Here is a 16,472-nt window from a genome sequence, read left to right on the forward strand (position 1 = left end):
TCCACGGCCCCCGCGCCTCCCCTCCCACCAAACGCTCGCCGACAGGAGCACGCGCATGACCGCACCCACGTCCGTCCTCAACAACCTCGCCGACCGCTGGGCCTCGCTCGGCGCGTGGGCGTCGGCGCACACCGCGGCGCCCGGCTCGACCGGCGCCGCCGAGGTCACCGGCGGCACCTACGAGCGGCTGCAGTCGACGGTCGCGGCCGCCGTCGCCGGCACCGCCCAGGGCACCGTCGTCCGGCTGCCGATCCCCGCCGGCACGACCGTGACGCACACCGCCACCCGCACGACCAAGACGGCCACCGGCGAGGGCTCGGTCACCGACGTGCAGCTGCTCGTCAAGCGCGACGACCAGGGCCGCCTGCTCGCCGCCGACGGCACCCTGCTGCCCGCCGGCGGCACGCCCGTCCCGGCGCCCGAGGTCTTCAACTCGGCGGGCTTCCTCGACGTCACGGTGGCCTTCACCGTCACCACGAGCTGACCCGTGCCGGTCCGGACCCCGGCCGACCTCGGGGCGCGGCTGTGGTGGCGCTCCACCGAGGGCCTGGTCGCGGAGATGGGCGCGGTCGCCGGGTGGGCCGACCGCATCACCGGCGCCGTCCTGAGCCAGCCGGACGGCCTGGTCCGCCCGCAGGTGCTGGCCGCCAGCGACGCTGCGGCGGGCGGCTACCCCGCGCTGAACTTCCTCGGCAACGGCATGACGTGGCTGTCGATGGCAGCCGCCTCGATGCCGGTGCTCACCCAGCCGTACACGATCGCCGCCGTCGTCATGGTCCGCGAGGGCGGGCGGCTGCAGACCCTCACCAAGACGCTCGGCTCGGGCGGCGGGTCCGCCGGCGAGCTGGGCGTCGCCCAGGAGGCAGCGCCGGCCCGCTGGCGCCTGTTCGCCGGCGGCACCTACAACGGGGCCGAGAACCGCGCCGTGCTCGGCAACCGCACCGCCGTCCTCGGCCGCTTCGACGGCGCCGCGTCCCAGCTGATCAGCAACGGCCGACGGATGACCGCGGGCGCCGCAGGCACCCGCCGTGCCGACGGCATCCTGCACGTCGGGTGGGACCCCGCCACGGCCAGCAACGGCAACCGGGCATGGAACGGTCTGCTGTGGGACCTCGCCTTCTTCGGCAGCTTCACCGACGCCGACGTCGCGGCCTACGACACCTACGCCCAGGACCGCTACGCCGTGCAGGTCGCCGACTACAGCCGGCCCGTGCGCGGCGCCGGCACCGCCACGACCGTCGCACCGTGGCGGTCGGTGCCTCTGCGCCGCGCGGCCGCGCTGTCCCGGGCGGTCGCCGCCAGCACGGCGACGGCCCGGCCCCGCCGCCGCCAGCCCACCGCGGCGCCGGCCACGGCCACCTCGAGGACCCGGCAGGCACCCACCCGCCGGGCCCCCGCGGTGGCCACCGCCCGGGCTCTCACCCAGCACCGGGCGCTGCCGGTCCGGCGCGGCCGCGGCGCGCCGGCCGCGACCGCGACGACGTCGGCCCGTCACCGCGCCGCCCGCGCCCTGCGCACGGCCGCCGCGGCCGCCGCGACCAGCACGGGCCGGGCGCTGTCCCGCCGGACCCCGCGCTCGCGGGCGACGACGGCCACCGCCTCGACGGCACGGCACGGCCACACGGCACGGGCGCTGGCGGCCGCCGCCGCGGCGGCGACCTCGCCCGCCAGGGCCCGGCGGACCACCCGGGCGCTCGCGGCGGCCGCGGCGCTGCTCCGCCCGGCGGCCGCGGCGACCCGCGTGACCGGCTGGCCGAGCACGTCGACGTCGTCCGCGACCTCGTCGTCGAGGTCGACGCCGGCGCGCACGGTCGAGCACCTCGCGGCGGCGCTGGCCACCGCGGTGGCGCTCGTGCGCACGGCGGTGCGCTTCCCGCCGCCGACGACGACCGACGGCGACCTCGTCGCCACCATCGGTCCGCCCGAGCCCGGCTGGGCGCTCGCCGCGCCCCGCCCCACCTGGCACCTGCAGGAGCCCGAGACCGGCTGGCTCCTCGGCCCACCCTCACACCAGCCCGGAGGAGACCGATGGAGCTGACAGCCGGCTCACGCGCGTGGGCGCACCACGAGCTCACGCCCACCCGCGGCAAGGCCGTGCCGCTCGCCGAGGTCAAGGCCAAGGGCGCCGTGGCCTTGCGCGGCACCGCGCCCCCGGCCGAGGCGTGGGCCGACGCCGTCGTCGACGTCAGCCCGCTCGGCGGCTTCGACGTCGCCGTGTGGTGCGACCTCAGCGACGCCCGCCCGGGCGAGGTCTACGACGTCTACGTCCTCCTTGAGCCGGGCGACGAGTACCTGCCGAAGCGGACGGGCCGCATCGACGTCACCGCGGCCACGGCCTAAGGGGGGCGGCGTGGAAGACGTCATCCCCTGGCCGGCGGTCTTCGACGGGCTCGGTACCGCCGGGATGGTCGCCGTGCTGTTCGTGCTCCTGGCCACCGGCCGGCTGTTCACGAAGAGCTCGGTCGACCGCCTCGAGGCGGCCTGGACGGCACGGCAGGCGTCGGTCGAGCAGGCGGCGGCAGAGGCCGTCGCTGCGGCCCAGGCCGACCGCGACCTGCGGGTCGAGGCCATCCGCGAGGACCGGGACGCCCAGCTCACCCGAGCTGATGCGACGAGCACGGAGTGGCGCGAGGCCTGGGAGGCCAGCGAGCGTGGACGAGTCGAGGCAGTCAGCCAGTTCCTCGAGGTCGCGCGCGGGGCCACCGCGGCTGTGGCGGCCATCCCTGACGCCACCTCCGGCCGGCGACCGCCGCCGCCACCCGAGGCGGTCTCCGATGGATCGTGACGCCGAGCTCGCGGCCGCCCGCGTCGCCCGAGCCCGCACCCAGCGCGCTGTCGAAGAGCAGCGCGGCGGGCCGCTGGCCCGCATGGCCGCCTGGATGGCCGACGTCCGCGAGGTCAACCACCTCGCCGCCAGCATCCGCATGACCTTCAACGACCCGCCGCGTCGGGAGGACCGCACCCCGTGAGCCAGCTGCTCGACCTCGCAGACCGATCCTTCCCCGAGCTGCTCTACCTCGGCGCCGTCCTCCTGGTCCTGGCGCTCGCGGCCTACCTCGTCGCAGCGCGGCCGCTGCGCTCCGGCGCCGGACGGCTGCTCATCCTCCTCGGCGGCGGGTGGGCGCTGACGCTGCTGCTCGTCGCCTCCACCCAGCTGCTCGGGCCCTACCCGGCCCGCCCCCTGGTGCGCATCGCCGTCTACGGCTTGGCCGTCCTCGCCGGCGGCGCCTTCCTCACCGAGATCTGCAAGCAGGTCCGCGCCCGCAGCCGCCGCCGCACCACGCAGCCGCGCACCCGCGGCTGACCCGCCCCACGCCAGCAGCCGACGCCCGCCCCGGGCGCCGGCCCCCACCCATGCCCGAGGAGGGCCCGCATGGCCACCGCCTACCTGCGGCAGCACGAGCCACGCCGCCGCCAGTACCGCTCCCCGCGCCGCCTCGACCGGTCTCCGGTCCGCGGCAAGGTTGCTCCCGTCACGGTCGTGCACACCGCCGAGTCGGTCATGGACGCCGTCGGCGACGACACCGGCGCCGAGAACGTCGCCCGCTTCATGGTCGGCCGCACCGACCCCGGCAGCTACCACGACCTGGTCGACAGCGACTCCCGCGTGCAGCTGGTCTACTACGGCGACGAGGCCTACCAGGACGGCACCGGCTCGAACCCGTGGTCGCTGTCCATCTCCTTCGCCTGCCGCACCACCGACTGGTCGAAGATGAGCCAGGGCCGCCGCCGCGCCTTCCTGCACCAGGGCGCGCTCGCCTTTAAGGCGCAGCAGGACTGGCGCCGGTCGAAGGGCTACCCCCTCGTCGCGCTGCGCCGCATCAGCAAGGCCGAGAGCGACCGCGGCGTCTCCGGCTTCGTCTACCACGGCGACCGCGACCCCGGCCGCCGCACCGACCCGGGCACGAGCTCGCGGGCGGCCTTCCCGCTCGCCGAGTTCTTCGCCGAGATCGTCCGCGTCGAGGCCGGCCGCGCGCCGGCGCCCGAGATCACCCCGGTCAAGGTCGGCACCCGCGAGCTGCGGCAGACCTCGCCGACGATGAAGGGCACCGACGTCCTGGCCGTCCAGCGGTGGGCCGGCGTCGCCGAGGACGGCTCCTACGGGCCCGCGACCGTCGCCGGCGTGCGCCGGGTGCAGGAGACCGTCGGCGTGCCCGTCACGGGCGTCGTCGACGCCGTGACGTGGCAGCACTACGGCCGCTGGGTGAAGTGGCGCGCCGACAAGGCCGCTGCCGACTCCGCGCCGAAGCCGGCCCCCGCCCCGGCGCCGCGCCCGCCGGTCACCGCCAAGCCCGCTCTGCCGCGCCTGGGCGCCTTCACCGCCGACCGCGGCCTCAGCCGCGCCCGGAACTCCAGCACCTACCACGCGGGCGTCGAGAAGTGGCAGCGCGCGCTCGCCGCGCAGGGCCTGTACCGCATCGGCTCGGACGAGCCGGGTCGCTTCGGCGACGACACCGAGGCCGCGACGAAGACGCTGCAGCGTCAGCGCGGCCTCGTCCCCGACGGGGTCGTCGGCCCCGCCACCTGGCCCCACGGAGAGAAGTGGTCATGACCCCTGCCCGTCACGCCGCACCCGGGGCCCGCGGCCCCGCCGTCCTGCAGCTCGAGGTCTACGCCAAGGCGGCGCTCTACATCGCCGCGGCCGCCATGGCGGCGATCGTCGCGGCGCTCACCGACGACGTCGTCACGCCCGCCGAGCTCGTGCTCGTCGGCCTGGCCGTCATCGGCGCCGCCGGCGTCTACCTCGTGCCGAACCTGCCCGAGGGCGCTCGCCGCTACGCCAAGGGCGGCGTGGCCGTCCTGGTGGCCGCCGGCGACGCGCTCGTCGTGCTCGTCTCCGACGGCGTGACGCTGTCGGAGTGGCTGCTCGTCGTGCTCGCCGGGCTCGCGGCCGTCGGCGTCGTCGTCGTGCCGAACGCCTCCCCGGCCGACCTCACGCTCGCGCAGCGCGCCGGGCCGATCACCGTGCTGCCGGTCGTCACCACGACGACGGGCCTGAGCTCCGGCGACGTGCAGCAGCGCGTGACGGAGCGCTTCGACCCCGCGTCGCTGGGCTCGGTCACCACGGCGGCGGCGGCCGACCTGCGCTTCGACGACGACGGCGTGCTGCAGAGCGTCGCCCCGCCCGGCGCCTGACCAGCGCGCGCCCTCGCCCCCCGCCCCGGCTCACGCCGGGGCGGGGGCGCTTCGTCGCGTCCATGCTGACTGCGGTGCGACACCGCCATCGCCCGAACTTAGCGAGTGCTAGGTTGTAGTGAGCAGGATGACCAACTAGTGAACGAGGTGGCCGCGGCATGGACAGCCAGTGGAATGAGATCCCGGCGGACGTGCGGGACATGCGACGGAGGACTCTCTTTTCCGTCTTCAGCCCCTCCGCACCGGTCGATCGGCGTGAGGTCTTCGCCGGACGCCTCGAGCAGCTGGCGACCTTGCGTGAGGTCGTCTTCCAGCGGGGTCAGCATGCGGTCATCTACGGGGAGCGAGGCGTAGGGAAGACGTCGCTTGCACGGGTGTCCCGAGACGTCGCCACGGCTGAGCAGATGTTCACGGCGCATGTGACCTGCGACGGCGGCGACAGCTACGCGAGCATGTGGACGAAGGTACTCTCGGAAATCCATTTCACCATCGAGGGCACCGAGGGAGGCGAGGAGGGCAGCTCGACCGCGCTGGCGTACGCATCGGAGATGAGCGGGGCCATCGACTCGAACACCCTCCGCATGGTCTTCACGGCGCTGGGACGCGTGGCGCCGACCGTCGTCTTCATCGACGAGTTTGACGTAATCACTAGCGCAGAAGTGCGTCAGCGAACCGCCGAGACGATCAAGATGCTTTCCGATCAGGGCGTCAACGTTACCGTCGTGCTCGTCGGCGTTGCCGAGGACGTCACGGGTCTCATCTCCGCTCACGAGTCCATTAATCGGAACATTGTGCAAGTGCCGATGCCCCGCATGATCGTGTCCGAGCGCCTGGACATCATTCGTACTGGCCTCAGCACGGCTGAGATGTCGATCGACGACTCTGCCGCACAGCGCATCGCGCTCCTGTCCCAAGGGCTGCCGCACTTCGTGCACTCCCTAGCACAGAAGGCGGCGCTAGCTGCCTTGAACGCCGGGCGGGACCGCGTGGAGGACGGCGACGTGTCTGTCGCCATTTCGCAGGCGCTCGACGCCTCTCTCGTAACCGTGTCGTCCGCCTATTACCACGCGGTGACATCAAATCGTGAGACGACGTTGTACCCGTCGGTGCTACTGGCCTGTGCCTTGGCGACTCCAGATGACCGAGGCTTCTTCACGGCCAAGGCGCTGGTCGCTCCCCTCACAACGATTCTGGGGAGAGAGGTCGGCATCCCCGCCTTCGGGCCGCACCTCAACAAGTTGGCCAACGAGAGAGGGCCGGTTCTCATCAAAGAAGGTGAGCCGCGCCGCTACCGATACCGCTTCCGCAACCCGCTGTTGCAGCCGTACGTGCTCATGCGAGGCATCTCGGATGGGCTGATCAGCTTCTCTGCCATTGAAGGGCCTTAAGCAGAAGCGCCCCCGGCCACGGGCCCGGGGGCGCTTCTGCGTGCTGGGTCAGCGGTCGGCGAGCTGGCGGCGCGGGGCGGTGGTCTCCACGGCGACGGCGCTGATGGCGTAGGTGCTGCCGACGCGGGTGGCGGCGAGGGTGCCGGCCTTGATGCGCTCGAGGACGGACTGGCGGGTCATACCGAGGCGCTCGGCGGCCTCGGTGACCGAGAGCAGCTCGGGCAGGAGCGGGAGGGCGACGCGGCGGTCGAACTCCTTCGTCGTCATCGCCTCGACGGCCGCGACGTCGGGCCGCCCGAACTGCGTGAGCAGCGCGAGGGCGGTGGTGACGGCCTGGCCGACGCTGTCGGCGGGCAGGCTGACGATGACCTCGAGCCGGCCGACGTCGGTGACGCTGACGGCGGGCGAGTAGAGGGCGAGGAAGTCGAGCAGGCGCTCGTGGTCGTCGGGGACCTCGCGGTGGGCGCCGGCGGGCCCGAGCTCGAGCCGGATGGTGTGGGACGTGGCCACGGTGTGCCTCCTGGGTGGTGGTGGGGCTGCCGGGGGTGGGGTGATGATGGCCGGACCTCCCAGGGACCGGAGGCACTTGCTCTGCCTCCGGCCCCTGGGGGCTACCGCTCGCCGTCGCGTCTCCGCTTCGGCGGCTTGGGCGGCCACTGGAACCCGCGGCGCTTGAGCGGCGCCAGCGCGTTCAGCGTCGACCGCCTGTCGCTCGCGGTCCCCGCGAAGGTCGTCACCTTGCGCCCGTCGGCGTCGCGCACCTCCACGTGCCCGCTCTTCAGCGTCTCCGTGGTGTAGCCCGCCGCCTCGATGGCCTCGACGATCTTCTTGAGGTCCTTGTCCATCATCATCACCCCCTCTCGCTTGCTGACAGGACGAGCATACCAGCCTTCCTGTCGTTTGACAGGACGACGGGCGGACGGGTGACGTGATGTCGAGCGCACCCGGGCGCGCTCGCGTGACGTGACGATGGCGCCATGCCCCGCACGCGTGTCAGCGCCCGCCGCCGCACGGCGCAGCTCCTCGTCGGCTACGGCCTGCCGTTCGCGGGCGCTGGCGCCGCGTACCTCTTCGGCGTCCGGGACTGGCTCGGCGCCCGCACGGCGGCCGCCGAGTGGTGGGCCGGGCAGATCGCCGCGGCCGCCCCCGGCGTCGCCTGAGAGTCGGCCCTCCGCTCGTGCCCTACCCCGGCCGGCCGGTTCTTCGGCCCCTCCCCCGCTTCGCCGGCACGGGCGGCGACGGCGGCCGCCGCGCCGACCCGGACCTCGTCGAGTTCGTCCTCGCCGAGTACGCCGCCGGGCGCTCACTGCGCGAGATCGCCGAGCTGACCGACCGGTCCCACGGCGCCATCCGCTACCTGCTGCAGCGCCGCGGCGTCCTGCGCCGTGACCGCGGCGCGCCACCTGCTGCCGCGCCGCCGCCATAGCTCGCCCGCACGACGCTCGAGCACGGCATACGGTCACCGACGTGACGGGGGACGCGCTCGAGAAGCAGCTGCAGGTGTGGTGCCCCACCTGCCAAGAGCTGAAGTTCTGGCACGCGCACGTGCCTACGTGGTGCGCCAACTGCGAGCAGCTCTTCCCTACCCGCATCCTGCTGCGCCGCGGAGTCCGCGACATCAAGATCCACGACTCACAGGCGCAGTGCCCCGACTGCGACCTGTACTCGCCGATCATCGACGGCATCTACGAGTTCACCAGCACGGCCCTCAACCTGCTGTCGCGCCCCGAGTACGACCTCGAGCGGCTCGCAAACGTCGCGCTCGCCCTCAACGCCGCTCGTCAGCAGCGGTCCCCGCAGGCGGCCATCCGGACCGTGACGAAGACCGACGAAGAGCTGGGGCAGCACCTCAAGCGCTTCTTCGAGTGGAAGGGCGCCCCCGCTGTCATCGCGGCGCTGACGCTCCTTGTGAGCGTGGTCGTGCCCTTGGTCACCGCCTACGTGGGCCGCACGGGGGTCGACGAAGATCGCGTGCACGAGATCGTCGAGGAGGCCGTCCAAGAGTCTCGGCGGCAGAGCAACGAGCCGGACGCCGTCACCGAAGCGGTCGTCGAGGCTGTCCGTCAGGCCTTCGCAGAGGAGCGGGCGAGGTCACAGCCACCCCGACCAGACACACCACCGCCAGTAGCGCCATGAGGGCGTAGCCGACCGGGGTGCCGGCTTCGACGGCCAGCAGTGCCGTGACGACGGCTGCCACCACCCACTAGCGGTGCACAGCACCAGTGTCCTCTTAGCCCGACCGATCTTCGGGACCTGCTGACAGAGGTCGCCTCTACCTTCCCAGCGCATGGCGGGCGGGATGCATCCGAAGCGCGGCCGCGGCGTACCGCTCGGCGAGCGACCCGTCGCCGGCCGCGACGAGCCTCCGGCGCCCGTGGCGACGAGCCCGGCCTACCGTCGGCTCATGGGACTGCCGGAGCCGCCGCGGCCGCCGCTGTCGCTGGACCGCCAGCACGTGCTCGTCGAGACGGACGAGGGCCCGGCCGCCGGCCTGCTCGTCGAGCTGGCCGGGGACCGGGCCCGGGTCATGTACGCGTGCGACGAGGAGGATGCCTCGCAGAGCCTCCTCGAGACGTGGGTGCACGTCGACGACGTCGTCGAGGTGGACGCGCCCCCACCCGTCTGAGCAGCTGTCAGGGCGTGGCTACGCGGGGGTCCAGTCGTTGCAGCCGCGGCTCTGCCAGATGTCCCCGTCCTCGAGCTCGACACGCAGCGGACCGTCGGACAGCTCGTTGCTGATGATGTCGGCGTCCGCCCCGAGTCCGTCGAGGAAGGCGTAGTAGCAGCCGAAGGCTCCGCCGTCCGTCCGGTAGGAGCCGGCAGCGACGTCCTCGCCCACGACGAAGACGCCGTCTCCCGGGATGGTCGACGCTTCGACGGCCTCCTCCGTCGCGGTGACGGCCGCCTCGCGCTCGGCGACGGCCGTCTCCCTGTCGGTCAGCTGCTGCTCGGCCTCATCGAGCAGCGTCTGCGCCTCGGCAAGACCTGCCTCGACCTCGGTGACCCGATCCTCGGCCGCGTCGCGGGCGGTGTTGGCGCCCTCGAGGTTGCGCTGCAGCTGCTCCACCGACGACTGCAGCTCGTCGCGGTCGGCGGTCATGGCGGCCATCTGGTCGTCGTCTCCCCCGGCGGCGCTGCAGCCGATGAGGAGCCCGAGGAGCCCGGCGCCGACGGCTGCGGCGATGAGGCCGCGGCGGCCGCCCGGGCGCGCCAGTCGCTCGGCCTTCGCCTGCTGCTCTTCCACGACCGGGCCCTCGTCGGCTGCTGCACGGTCGTCGTCGACGTAGAGCTGCCAGCCCTCGGGCGCCGGCCCCCATGCCGGGTCGGGCTGCCAGTCCGCCGGCGGCTGCCACCCCTCGGGAGGCGCGGGCCAGTTCGGCGGTGGGTTGAAGCGTCGTGCCATGTCGGTGGGTCCTCCCCGTATCGATCCTCGCGGCGTGCATGCACGCGCCCGCCAGCCTGCGCCAGGAGGCGCCGAGCCCGCGGCGATGTGTCCGTCCTGTGACCTGCGGTCAGGCGGCTGGCCGGAGCCCGCCGCGTCGACGGTCCGCCTCGAGCAGCGCGCCCGCCGCGGCGCGACGGCGGGCGTCGTCCGGGACCAGCGTGTAGATCTGCGTCGTCGTCACCTGGGAGTGACCGAGCAGTTCCTGGACGGCGCGCAGGTCCCGCTCGACGGAGTAGGCGAGCGTGGCGTAGCGGTGCCGCAGCGTGTGGGCGGTCCAGCCGGGCCCGAGCGCCGCGGACATCAGCTTGGAGACCGTGTGCGCGGTCAGCGGCTGCCCCGGCCTGGTGCCGGAGGGGAAGATCCAGCCGGGCGGGAGCCGGCGCAGGATGCGCGCGAGCTCGTCGTCGAGGGGGACCAGGCGCTCGCGGGCGCCCTTCCCCCGCACGTGCAGCGACGACCCGACGACGTCGCGCACGAGGTCTTCGCGGCGGACCCGGGCGACCTCGCCGGCGCGCAGGCCGGTGCGCTGGGCGATCACGAGCATGAGCCGCTCGCGCAGCGGCGCCCGCTCGAGCGCCTCGAGCAGCACCTCGTCGGGCGTGGGCCGCGGCGTCCGCCGCGGCGCGCGGATCAACGGCAGCGCCAGCGTCGGGTCACGCAGCAGCCGCCCAGCGGCAACGGCCCACCCGTAGAAGCCCCGCAGCGACGCCCGCACCGACCGGCGCGTGTCCGCGCCCCACTCCATCCCCGCCGTCCACGAGACCAGGTCGTCGGTCGTCAGGTCGTAGGGCCCGCGCTCGCGGTGGGCGGTGGCCAGCCGGCGCAGGTGGTACCGGCGCAGCTCCCTCGTCGTGCTCGGGCGCCCGGCCGCGGTCAGCCACCGGTCCCACCCGTCGATCTCCGTCTGCCACGTCGTCGTGACGATCAGCCCCATGCCTCGCACTCGAACACCCGTGCGATACACACCGCCAGCGGCTTCGGCGGCATTCACCCGATCCGGGCGTGTCGCCTTCACTCGTGCGGGTGGCGTCGTGCCGCCGGGTGAACGCTCGGCCGCCGACGGACGTACTCCCCCAGACGTCTCGACGGGGAGGTGGTCGACGAGGACCAGCGGAGGGCGGCTCACGGCCGGTACGCCCGTAGCTCGCGCTCGAGCACGCGCAACGGGCGCCCGGCGCCGCGGTCGAGGCGCACGAGCACGTCGCCGTCGGCCAGGTCGCCCAGCGTCGAGACGCGGGCGACCTCGTGGAAGTCGAAGCCCAGGTCGACGAGCTGCTCGGCGCGGGCGTCGCTCATGCCGTCGCCGTCCAGCGTGGCCATGTCACCGACGCGCAGCGGCGCGCTCACGCCGCCACCGCCGCCGGCGCGAGCTCGCGGCGGCCGGGCGCACGCCGCTCGCTGCCGCGACGCAGCGGAGCCAGCGGCACGACGACATCCGCGCGGCCCCACCCAGAATCAGTGGGTTCCCGGTTCGAGTCCGGGGCGGCGCACCAGCACGAGGCCCTCGTCCGACACCGTCGGGCGGGGGCCTTCGTCGTCCTCCCTCGCGGGAGCGGCTGCGCCGCAGCGCCGGCCGACGCCACGACGGCGGTCCCCGAGGAGCCCCGCGCCGCCGGGCGGGGCGCACGTTTACGCCGTAGCGTCGCGCGCACCCGCCGCCGCCCCGGTGCGCGGGTCCCCGCCCCCGAGGAGCCCCTGTGACCCCCCGCAGCCGCGCCGCCGCCGTCTCCCTCGCCGTCGTCCTCGCGGGCGGCCTGCTCGCCGGGTGCGGCGCCGGCCGGGACCTGTCCGACCGCAGCGGCGGCGGCCTGTCGATGGAGCCGTGGCGCGACCGCGTCGACGCGCGGGACCGCGGGGACGACCGCGCCGGGGCCGCCGAGGACGCCGCGCGCTCGCTCGAGGACTGCGCCGACCCGGACGACGCCGCGGAGCTCGAGGGCGACCAGGGCGACGTCTCCGTCACCGTCCACGTCCCGGCGGACTCCTCCGACGACCACGTCGAGGACCTCGAGGACTTCCGCGAGGACACGGACGCCGGCCCGGTCTGCTGGGTCGTCGTCGAGGTGGACAACCGGGACGGCACCGAGGTCGTCGACCTGCCCGAGGTCGACGTCGTGGCTGCCGACGGCAGCCGCGTGACCCTGCAGCGTGCCTCGGACGTGCTGAGCACGTGGGCCGAGCGGTCGGACGACGACGACGCCGTGGCCCGCGCCGTCGAGCTCATCACGCAGACCGGCGGCACGGTCTCCCCCGGCCAGGAGGGCTACCTCGTGCTGCTGGCCGCCGAGGACCTCGACGACCCGCGGGCCGCGCACGTCCGGCTCACCGACGGCGGGGACGTCCTCACGCTGGAGCGCTGACCCCCGCGCCCGCGCGGCGGCGGGGCGCGAGCCGCAGCCGCAGCCCGTCGCGCGGGCGCATCGTCACGAGCGCGTCCACGCGCACCCGCTCCCCCGGCACGGGGTGCACGGAGGCGCCGCGGAGGAGCTCGGCGAGGACGAGCGTCGTCTCGACGAGCGCGAAGTCCCGGCCGATGCAGAGCCGGGGCCCGGCGCCGAACGGCGTGTACGCCCCGCGGGCCTCCCGGCCGAGCCCCTCGCCCTCGAACCGCTCGGGCCGGAAGACCTCCGGGTCGGGGAAGAGCTCGGGGCGCCGGTGCAGCAGCCAGGGGCTGATGATCACCGTCGTGCCCGCCGGCAGGGCGACGCCGTCGACGACGTCGTCGACGAGCGCCCGCCGGCTCACGACCCACGCCGGCGGGAAGAGCCGCAGCGACTCCTCCACCGCCGCGCGGGTCCGCACGAGCGACCGCAGGTCCGCCCACGCGGGCGCGCGGCCGCCGTCCTCGTCGGCGCCGCCGAGCACGGCGTCGAGCTCCTCGGCCACGCGGGCCTGGGCGCCCTGCTCCTCGGCCAGGAGGTGCAGCGTCCAGGTGAGGGCGGACGCGACCGTCTCGTGCCCGGCGATGACCGTCGTCACGAGCTCGTCGCGCAGCCCCTCGGGCGCCAGGTCCCCCGCGTCGACGGCGCGCAGCAGGAGGGCGAGGAGGTCGCCGTCGTCCTCGTGCAGCCCGCGGGCCCGCCGGCGGGCGACGACGTCGGCCGCCGCGACGTCCAGCGTCGCGACCGCGCGGCGCAGCCGTCGCCGCGCCGGGGTCGGCAGCCACGCGGGGAGCGGCGTCCGGACCCGGCCGACGACGACCTCGAGGGCCTCGAGGACCGCGGCCACGAGCCGCTCGCCGTCGTCGGTGACCTCGCCGCCGAAGAGGGTGCGCCCCACCACCTCGAGCGTCGCCTGCAGCGCACCGGCGTCGACGTCGACGACGCCGCCCGCGGCGGGCCACGTGGCGCGGAGCCGGCCGGCGGCCGCCACGGACTGCTCCGCGACGACCCCGAGGCCGCGCGGGTGGAAAGCCGGCTGGGCCGTCCGGCGCCGCTCGCGCCACACCTCGCCGTCGCTCGTGAGGAGGCCCGTCCCCGTGACGGCCGACAGGGCGCCGTACTGCGCCGTCCGCTTGCCCCACGCGCGGTGGTTCTCGACGAGGACGCGCCGCGCCGCCGCCGGCGACGACAGCAGGACGACAGGGTCCCGCGGCATAGGGAACGCGACGACGTCGCCGTAGCGGCCGCGGAGGCGGGCGAGGAAGCCGAGCGGGTCCGCGCGGATGCCGGGGACCGCGGCGACCATCTGGTGCGGGAGCGGCCCGTCCGCCTCGACGGGCGTGTACCGGGCGTTGCGCCGCGGCGCCGCCCCCGTCGCGGCGCTCAGAGGTACAGCCCGGTGCGGCCCTGGCGGTCGTCCGCCTCGGCGACGGCGTGGAGGTCCCGCTCGCGCAGCAGCACGTACTCGTGCCCCGCGATCTCGACCTCGCCGCGGTCCTCCGGGTCGAAGAGCACCCGGTCGCCGAGGGCCACCTGGCGCACGTGCTGCCCGACCGCCATGACCACGGCCCACACGAGGCGCTTGCCGACGGCCGCGGTGGCCGGGATGACGATGCCGGACGACGAGCGCCGCTCGCCGCCCGCGGCCTCGGTGGAGACGAGCACCCGGTCGTGGAGCATCCGGACGCCGAGCGTGCCGGGCCGCGGCCGCGCGCCGCCGGAGGGGACGTCGGCCGGGGCCGGGTCGGGGCGGTCGGCGCTGTCGCTCACAGCCGCGACGCTACCCGCCGGTCGACGCCGTCCCGGCGGCCGCCCGGGCGCGGGACGGCCGCGCCGGGGGCCGGCGTCGGCGACGGGCGGAGGGGTCGGACGCGCGTCAGCCCAGGCGCTTCTGCGCCTTGGCGGCGGCCTTCTCGACCTTGCGGCGGCCACGGCGGCGGTGGCGGCGGACGGCGCTCACGAGGGCGAGCACGGCGACGCCGGCCGCCCCGGCGCCCGCGGCCGCCACGCGCTCGACGCGCAGCTCGCCCGACGACGTGTAGACCGCGTCGTGGCTCTTCTGCCGCAGGTCGGCCTTGGTGCGCGCGACGACGTTCTTCGGCGAGACCTTGTCGACGAGCGCGTCCACGCTCTCGGCGAGCTGGGCCTGCTGGCCCTTGATGAGCTGCTCGAGCGCGGCCGGGTCCGAGGGCAGCGGTGCGCCGGTGGACGGACGGGCGGTGCTCATGGGGCCTCCAGTGCTGGTCGCAGGCCCGGGGGCCGCCGACGGTGGTGCGCGGATGATCAGCGACGACGCTATCGCGCAGGGGGTGCGGCGGCAGGTCCGGAGCGAGGGCCGGGGCCGCCACGGCCGAGCGGGCCCGACGTCGGGCGGGCGCCGTCGCCCCGGCTGGCTAGCCTCCGGCGCATGACCGATGCCGGGACGCCCGCCCCCACCGCCTCCTCCACGACCCGCCGCCTCGAGGTCGGGGACGAGGCCCCCCTCTTCACCCTGCCCACCGCCGACGGCGGCGAGGTCAGCCTCGAGGCCCTCCGCGGCCGCTCCGTGGTCGTCTACTTCTACCCGGCGGCCATGACGCCGGGCTGCACGACGCAGGCGACCGACTTCCGCGACAACCTCACGCCGCTGCGCGAGGCCGGCTTCGAGGTCGTCGGCGTCTCCCCCGACCCGGTGACCAAGCTCGATGGCTTCGCCGAGCAGGAGGGGCTGACCTTCCCCCTGGCCTCCGATACCGACCACGCGGTCCTCGAGGCGTACGGCGCGTGGGGCGAGAAGTCGACGTACGGGCGCCTGTCGGTCGGCGTCATCCGCTCGACCGTCGTCGTCGGCCCCGACGGGAAAGTCGTCCACGCCGCCTACGGCGTGAAGGCCAAGGACCACGTGGCCCGCCTCCTCCGCACGCTGGGCGTCACCGCGGGGGCCTGACGGCGGCGGGACGGCGCCCGGCCCGGCGGCCGGGCGCCGTCCCTAGGCTGACGACGACGACGTCGTCACCGCGGACGTGGTGGAACTGGCAGACACGCGAGGTTTAGGTCCTCGTGCCCGAGAGGGTGTGCGGGTTCGAGCCCCGCCGTCCGCACGCACGGCGACGGCCCCGCCCCCCGCGAGGGGGACGGGGCCGTCGGTGGTGCCGGTGGTGCGGGGCGCGAGGGTCAGGCCGCCGGCGGCATGAGGACGCCGTCGATGAGGTAGACCGTCGCGTTGGCCGTCTGGACGCCGCCGCAGATGACGTTCGCCGGCGTCTCGGCGCCGCTCTCGACGGTGATCGAGTCGCCGCTGCCCGAGACCGTGAGGTCCTGGCCCTCGAGCGTCGTGTAGGTGCCGTCGGGGGCCGAGGGGTCGACCGTCTCGCCGACCACGTGGAAGGTGAGGACCGAGGCCAGCGTGTCCGCGCCCTCCGGCGTCTGCAGGAGCTCGAGCGTGGCCGGGTCGAGCGCCGCGAAGGCGTCGTCGACGGGCGCGAAGACGGTGATGCCCGAGGCGGCGTCGAGGTCGCCCGTCAGGTCGACGTCCGGGTTGAGCTGGCCGGAGACGGCCGCCGTCAGCTGGGTGAGCAGCGGGTTGTTGCTCGCCGCCACCGTGACCGTGTCCTGCGCCATCCCGGAGACCGAGCCGGCGCCGTCCGGCACCGCGGCGGCGTAGTCCTCGCAGCCCGGGCCGACGAGGTTCGCCGCCGGGTCCATGTCGCCGCCCATGGCGTCGTCGGAGGGGCTCTCCGAGGGCGTCTCCATGGGCATCTCCTCGGTGGGGGCCGAGGCCGAGCCGTCGGGGGTGGCGTCCGGCGTGCCGCCGGTCGGCTGCTCGCCGCCGCAGGCCGCGAGGGTCAGGACGAGGGCCGAGGTGGCGCCGAGGGTGACGAGGGTGCGCGAGCGCTTCATGGTGGGTCCTCCGCTGTCTGGGGATCGTGCCCTGCCGGGCTGGTGCACGGGGTTCGGGTCCCGGCCGTCGGTGGATTGCCCTGCGGCAGTTCGTCACTCGACCGTGACCTGAGGTGGTGGTGACAGCACGGTGCCCCGGCGCGCGCTGCTGCGCACGCCGGGGCACGGGTGGTGGTCGTCACAGCGCCCGGACGGCCCCTCTCGGGCGGTCCGCCGCCGGCCCGCGGCCCACCTCACCGGTGG

24 protein-coding genes and 2 tRNA genes are annotated in these 16,472 nt (G+C 75.2%); 17 read left to right on the top strand and 9 right to left on the bottom strand.

What is annotated here, in order from left to right:
• Window positions 1-55 precede the first annotated feature (55 nt).
• From EDC03_RS02885 to EDC03_RS02925, 9 genes are all read left to right on the top strand, one after another.
• Window positions 56-484, top strand: coding sequence for a hypothetical protein (locus EDC03_RS02885; RefSeq protein WP_123378628.1), 429 nt, complete (start codon window positions 56-58; stop codon window positions 482-484).
• Window positions 485-487: 3 nt separating this feature from the next.
• On the top strand, window positions 488-2,038 hold the full coding sequence (locus EDC03_RS02890) for a hypothetical protein (RefSeq protein WP_123378629.1): 1,551 nt from the start codon (window positions 488-490) through the stop codon (window positions 2,036-2,038).
• Entirely contained in the window at window positions 2,029-2,340 is a 312-nt protein-coding gene (locus EDC03_RS02895) for a hypothetical protein (protein WP_123378630.1), read from the top strand. Before EDC03_RS02890 ends, EDC03_RS02895 begins: the two co-directional genes overlap by 10 nt.
• Window positions 2,341-2,350: 10 nt before the next feature.
• Entirely contained in the window at window positions 2,351-2,785 is a 435-nt protein-coding gene (locus tag EDC03_RS02900; protein WP_123378631.1) for a hypothetical protein, read from the top strand.
• Complete coding sequence (locus EDC03_RS02905; protein WP_123378632.1) at window positions 2,775-2,969, top strand: hypothetical protein; 195 nt, start codon at window positions 2,775-2,777, stop codon at window positions 2,967-2,969. The genes EDC03_RS02900 and EDC03_RS02905 overlap by 11 nt, the downstream gene beginning before the upstream one ends.
• Window positions 2,966-3,304, top strand: coding sequence for a putative phage holin (locus EDC03_RS02910; protein WP_123378633.1), 339 nt, complete (start codon window positions 2,966-2,968; stop codon window positions 3,302-3,304). The genes EDC03_RS02905 and EDC03_RS02910 overlap by 4 nt, the downstream gene beginning before the upstream one ends.
• A 69-nt stretch (window positions 3,305-3,373) precedes the next feature.
• Entirely contained in the window at window positions 3,374-4,552 is a 1,179-nt protein-coding gene (locus EDC03_RS02915) for a peptidoglycan-binding domain-containing protein (RefSeq protein WP_123378634.1), read from the top strand.
• On the top strand, window positions 4,549-5,136 hold the full coding sequence (locus tag EDC03_RS02920; protein WP_148057994.1) for a hypothetical protein: 588 nt from the start codon (window positions 4,549-4,551) through the stop codon (window positions 5,134-5,136). The genes EDC03_RS02915 and EDC03_RS02920 overlap by 4 nt, the downstream gene beginning before the upstream one ends.
• Before the next feature lie 158 nt (window positions 5,137-5,294).
• Complete coding sequence (locus tag EDC03_RS02925; RefSeq protein ID WP_123378636.1) at window positions 5,295-6,524, top strand: ATP-binding protein; 1,230 nt, start codon at window positions 5,295-5,297, stop codon at window positions 6,522-6,524.
• 48 nt (window positions 6,525-6,572) lie between these two features.
• Here the strand turns inward: EDC03_RS02925 and EDC03_RS02930 are convergent, their stop codons facing one another.
• Window positions 6,573-7,034 (bottom strand): excisionase family DNA-binding protein, encoded by a 462-nt coding sequence (locus EDC03_RS02930; RefSeq protein ID WP_123378637.1) that lies wholly within the window; start codon window positions 7,032-7,034, stop codon window positions 6,573-6,575.
• Window positions 7,035-7,135: 101 nt separating this feature from the next.
• Window positions 7,136-7,372, bottom strand: coding sequence for a hypothetical protein (locus tag EDC03_RS02935; protein ID WP_123378638.1), 237 nt, complete (start codon window positions 7,370-7,372; stop codon window positions 7,136-7,138).
• Between the two features lie 129 nt (window positions 7,373-7,501).
• Here EDC03_RS02935 and EDC03_RS02940 point away from each other — a divergent pair, with 129 nt between their 5' ends.
• The 4 genes from EDC03_RS02940 (at window position 7,502) to EDC03_RS02955 (ending at window position 9,150) form a co-directional block, all read left to right on the top strand.
• Complete coding sequence (locus EDC03_RS02940; RefSeq protein WP_123378639.1) at window positions 7,502-7,684, top strand: hypothetical protein; 183 nt, start codon at window positions 7,502-7,504, stop codon at window positions 7,682-7,684.
• A gap of 17 nt (window positions 7,685-7,701) precedes the next feature.
• Window positions 7,702-7,950, top strand: coding sequence for a helix-turn-helix domain-containing protein (locus EDC03_RS02945; protein WP_123378640.1), 249 nt, complete (start codon window positions 7,702-7,704; stop codon window positions 7,948-7,950).
• 41 nt (window positions 7,951-7,991) lie between these two features.
• Window positions 7,992-8,660 (top strand): hypothetical protein, encoded by a 669-nt coding sequence (locus tag EDC03_RS02950; protein ID WP_123378641.1) that lies wholly within the window; start codon window positions 7,992-7,994, stop codon window positions 8,658-8,660.
• 268 nt (window positions 8,661-8,928) lie between these two features.
• Window positions 8,929-9,150 (top strand): hypothetical protein, encoded by a 222-nt coding sequence (locus tag EDC03_RS02955; protein WP_148057995.1) that lies wholly within the window; start codon window positions 8,929-8,931, stop codon window positions 9,148-9,150.
• Between the two features lie 18 nt (window positions 9,151-9,168).
• On the opposite strand, the gene EDC03_RS02960 is transcribed toward EDC03_RS02955, so the two are convergent.
• The 3 genes from EDC03_RS02960 to EDC03_RS02970 form a co-directional block, all read right to left on the bottom strand.
• The gene (locus tag EDC03_RS02960; protein ID WP_123378643.1) at window positions 9,169-9,927 is read right to left on the bottom strand and encodes a hypothetical protein; all 759 of its coding nucleotides are present in this window, start codon (window positions 9,925-9,927) and stop codon (window positions 9,169-9,171) included.
• Between the two features lie 109 nt (window positions 9,928-10,036).
• Window positions 10,037-10,903 (bottom strand): tyrosine-type recombinase/integrase, encoded by an 867-nt coding sequence (locus EDC03_RS18360; protein WP_199719867.1) that lies wholly within the window; start codon window positions 10,901-10,903, stop codon window positions 10,037-10,039.
• 188 nt (window positions 10,904-11,091) lie between these two features.
• The gene (locus EDC03_RS02970; protein ID WP_123378644.1) at window positions 11,092-11,316 is read right to left on the bottom strand and encodes a hypothetical protein; all 225 of its coding nucleotides are present in this window, start codon (window positions 11,314-11,316) and stop codon (window positions 11,092-11,094) included.
• A 64-nt stretch (window positions 11,317-11,380) separates the two neighbouring features.
• Between EDC03_RS02970 and EDC03_RS17460 the strand changes: the two genes are divergently transcribed.
• Together EDC03_RS17460 and EDC03_RS02980 are read left to right on the top strand one after the other, a co-directional pair.
• A tRNA-OTHER gene (locus tag EDC03_RS17460) sits at window positions 11,381-11,462 on the top strand.
• A gap of 204 nt (window positions 11,463-11,666) precedes the next feature.
• Window positions 11,667-12,329 (top strand): hypothetical protein, encoded by a 663-nt coding sequence (locus tag EDC03_RS02980; RefSeq protein WP_123378646.1) that lies wholly within the window; start codon window positions 11,667-11,669, stop codon window positions 12,327-12,329.
• Here the strand turns inward: EDC03_RS02980 and EDC03_RS02985 are convergent.
• The 3 genes from EDC03_RS02985 to EDC03_RS02995 all read right to left on the bottom strand — a co-directional run bounded on the left by EDC03_RS02985 (window position 12,313) and on the right by EDC03_RS02995 (window position 14,577).
• Entirely contained in the window at window positions 12,313-13,737 is a 1,425-nt protein-coding gene (locus EDC03_RS02985) for a cytochrome P450 (protein WP_277872059.1), read from the bottom strand. The two genes, EDC03_RS02980 and EDC03_RS02985, sit on opposite strands and share 17 nt — an antisense overlap.
• A complete protein-coding gene (locus EDC03_RS02990) occupies window positions 13,734-14,030 on the bottom strand; it encodes a GroES family chaperonin (RefSeq protein ID WP_123378807.1) in 297 nt (98 codons plus the stop codon). The genes EDC03_RS02985 and EDC03_RS02990 overlap by 4 nt, the downstream gene beginning before the upstream one ends.
• Before the next feature lie 196 nt (window positions 14,031-14,226).
• Window positions 14,227-14,577, bottom strand: a complete 351-nt coding sequence (locus EDC03_RS02995) for a DUF3618 domain-containing protein (RefSeq protein WP_199719868.1) — start codon at window positions 14,575-14,577, stop codon at window positions 14,227-14,229.
• A gap of 180 nt (window positions 14,578-14,757) precedes the next feature.
• Between EDC03_RS02995 and bcp the strand changes: the two genes are divergently transcribed.
• Together bcp and EDC03_RS03005 are read left to right on the top strand one after the other, a co-directional pair.
• Complete coding sequence (gene bcp / locus EDC03_RS03000; protein ID WP_123378648.1) at window positions 14,758-15,276, top strand: thioredoxin-dependent thiol peroxidase; 519 nt, start codon at window positions 14,758-14,760, stop codon at window positions 15,274-15,276.
• Window positions 15,277-15,346: 70 nt separating this feature from the next.
• A tRNA-Leu gene (locus tag EDC03_RS03005) sits at window positions 15,347-15,430 on the top strand.
• Window positions 15,431-15,503: 73 nt separating this feature from the next.
• Here the strand turns inward: EDC03_RS03005 and EDC03_RS03010 are convergent.
• Entirely contained in the window at window positions 15,504-16,229 is a 726-nt protein-coding gene (locus EDC03_RS03010) for a fasciclin domain-containing protein (RefSeq protein ID WP_123378649.1), read from the bottom strand.
• Window positions 16,230-16,472 lie beyond the last annotated feature (243 nt).

This window comes from Pseudokineococcus lusitanus (genome assembly GCF_003751265.1).
GTDB classification, from domain to species: domain Bacteria; phylum Actinomycetota; class Actinomycetes; order Actinomycetales; family Quadrisphaeraceae; genus Pseudokineococcus; species Pseudokineococcus lusitanus.

Coding starts and splice junctions, on each gene's coding strand:
- EDC03_RS02915 (WP_123378634.1), top strand. CDS start 3,374: ATGGCCACCGCCTACCTGCGGCAGCACGAGCCACGCCGCCGCCAGTAC.
- EDC03_RS03010 (WP_123378649.1), bottom strand. CDS start 16,229: ATGAAGCGCTCGCGCACCCTCGTCACCCTCGGCGCCACCTCGGCCCTC.
- EDC03_RS02925 (WP_123378636.1), top strand. CDS start 5,295: ATGGACAGCCAGTGGAATGAGATCCCGGCGGACGTGCGGGACATGCGA.
- EDC03_RS18360 (WP_199719867.1), bottom strand. CDS start 10,903: ATGGGGCTGATCGTCACGACGACGTGGCAGACGGAGATCGACGGGTGG.
- EDC03_RS02935 (WP_123378638.1), bottom strand. CDS start 7,372: ATGATGGACAAGGACCTCAAGAAGATCGTCGAGGCCATCGAGGCGGCG.
- EDC03_RS02905 (WP_123378632.1), top strand. CDS start 2,775: ATGGATCGTGACGCCGAGCTCGCGGCCGCCCGCGTCGCCCGAGCCCGC.
- EDC03_RS02920 (WP_148057994.1), top strand. CDS start 4,549: ATGACCCCTGCCCGTCACGCCGCACCCGGGGCCCGCGGCCCCGCCGTC.
- EDC03_RS02995 (WP_199719868.1), bottom strand. CDS start 14,577: ATGAGCACCGCCCGTCCGTCCACCGGCGCACCGCTGCCCTCGGACCCG.
- EDC03_RS02990 (WP_123378807.1), bottom strand. CDS start 14,030: ATGCTCCACGACCGGGTGCTCGTCTCCACCGAGGCCGCGGGCGGCGAG.
- bcp (WP_123378648.1), top strand. CDS start 14,758: ATGACCGATGCCGGGACGCCCGCCCCCACCGCCTCCTCCACGACCCGC.
- EDC03_RS02895 (WP_123378630.1), top strand. CDS start 2,029: ATGGAGCTGACAGCCGGCTCACGCGCGTGGGCGCACCACGAGCTCACG.
- EDC03_RS02960 (WP_123378643.1), bottom strand. CDS start 9,927: ATGGCACGACGCTTCAACCCACCGCCGAACTGGCCCGCGCCTCCCGAG.
- EDC03_RS02940 (WP_123378639.1), top strand. CDS start 7,502: ATGCCCCGCACGCGTGTCAGCGCCCGCCGCCGCACGGCGCAGCTCCTC.
- EDC03_RS02885 (WP_123378628.1), top strand. CDS start 56: ATGACCGCACCCACGTCCGTCCTCAACAACCTCGCCGACCGCTGGGCC.
- EDC03_RS02955 (WP_148057995.1), top strand. CDS start 8,929: ATGGGACTGCCGGAGCCGCCGCGGCCGCCGCTGTCGCTGGACCGCCAG.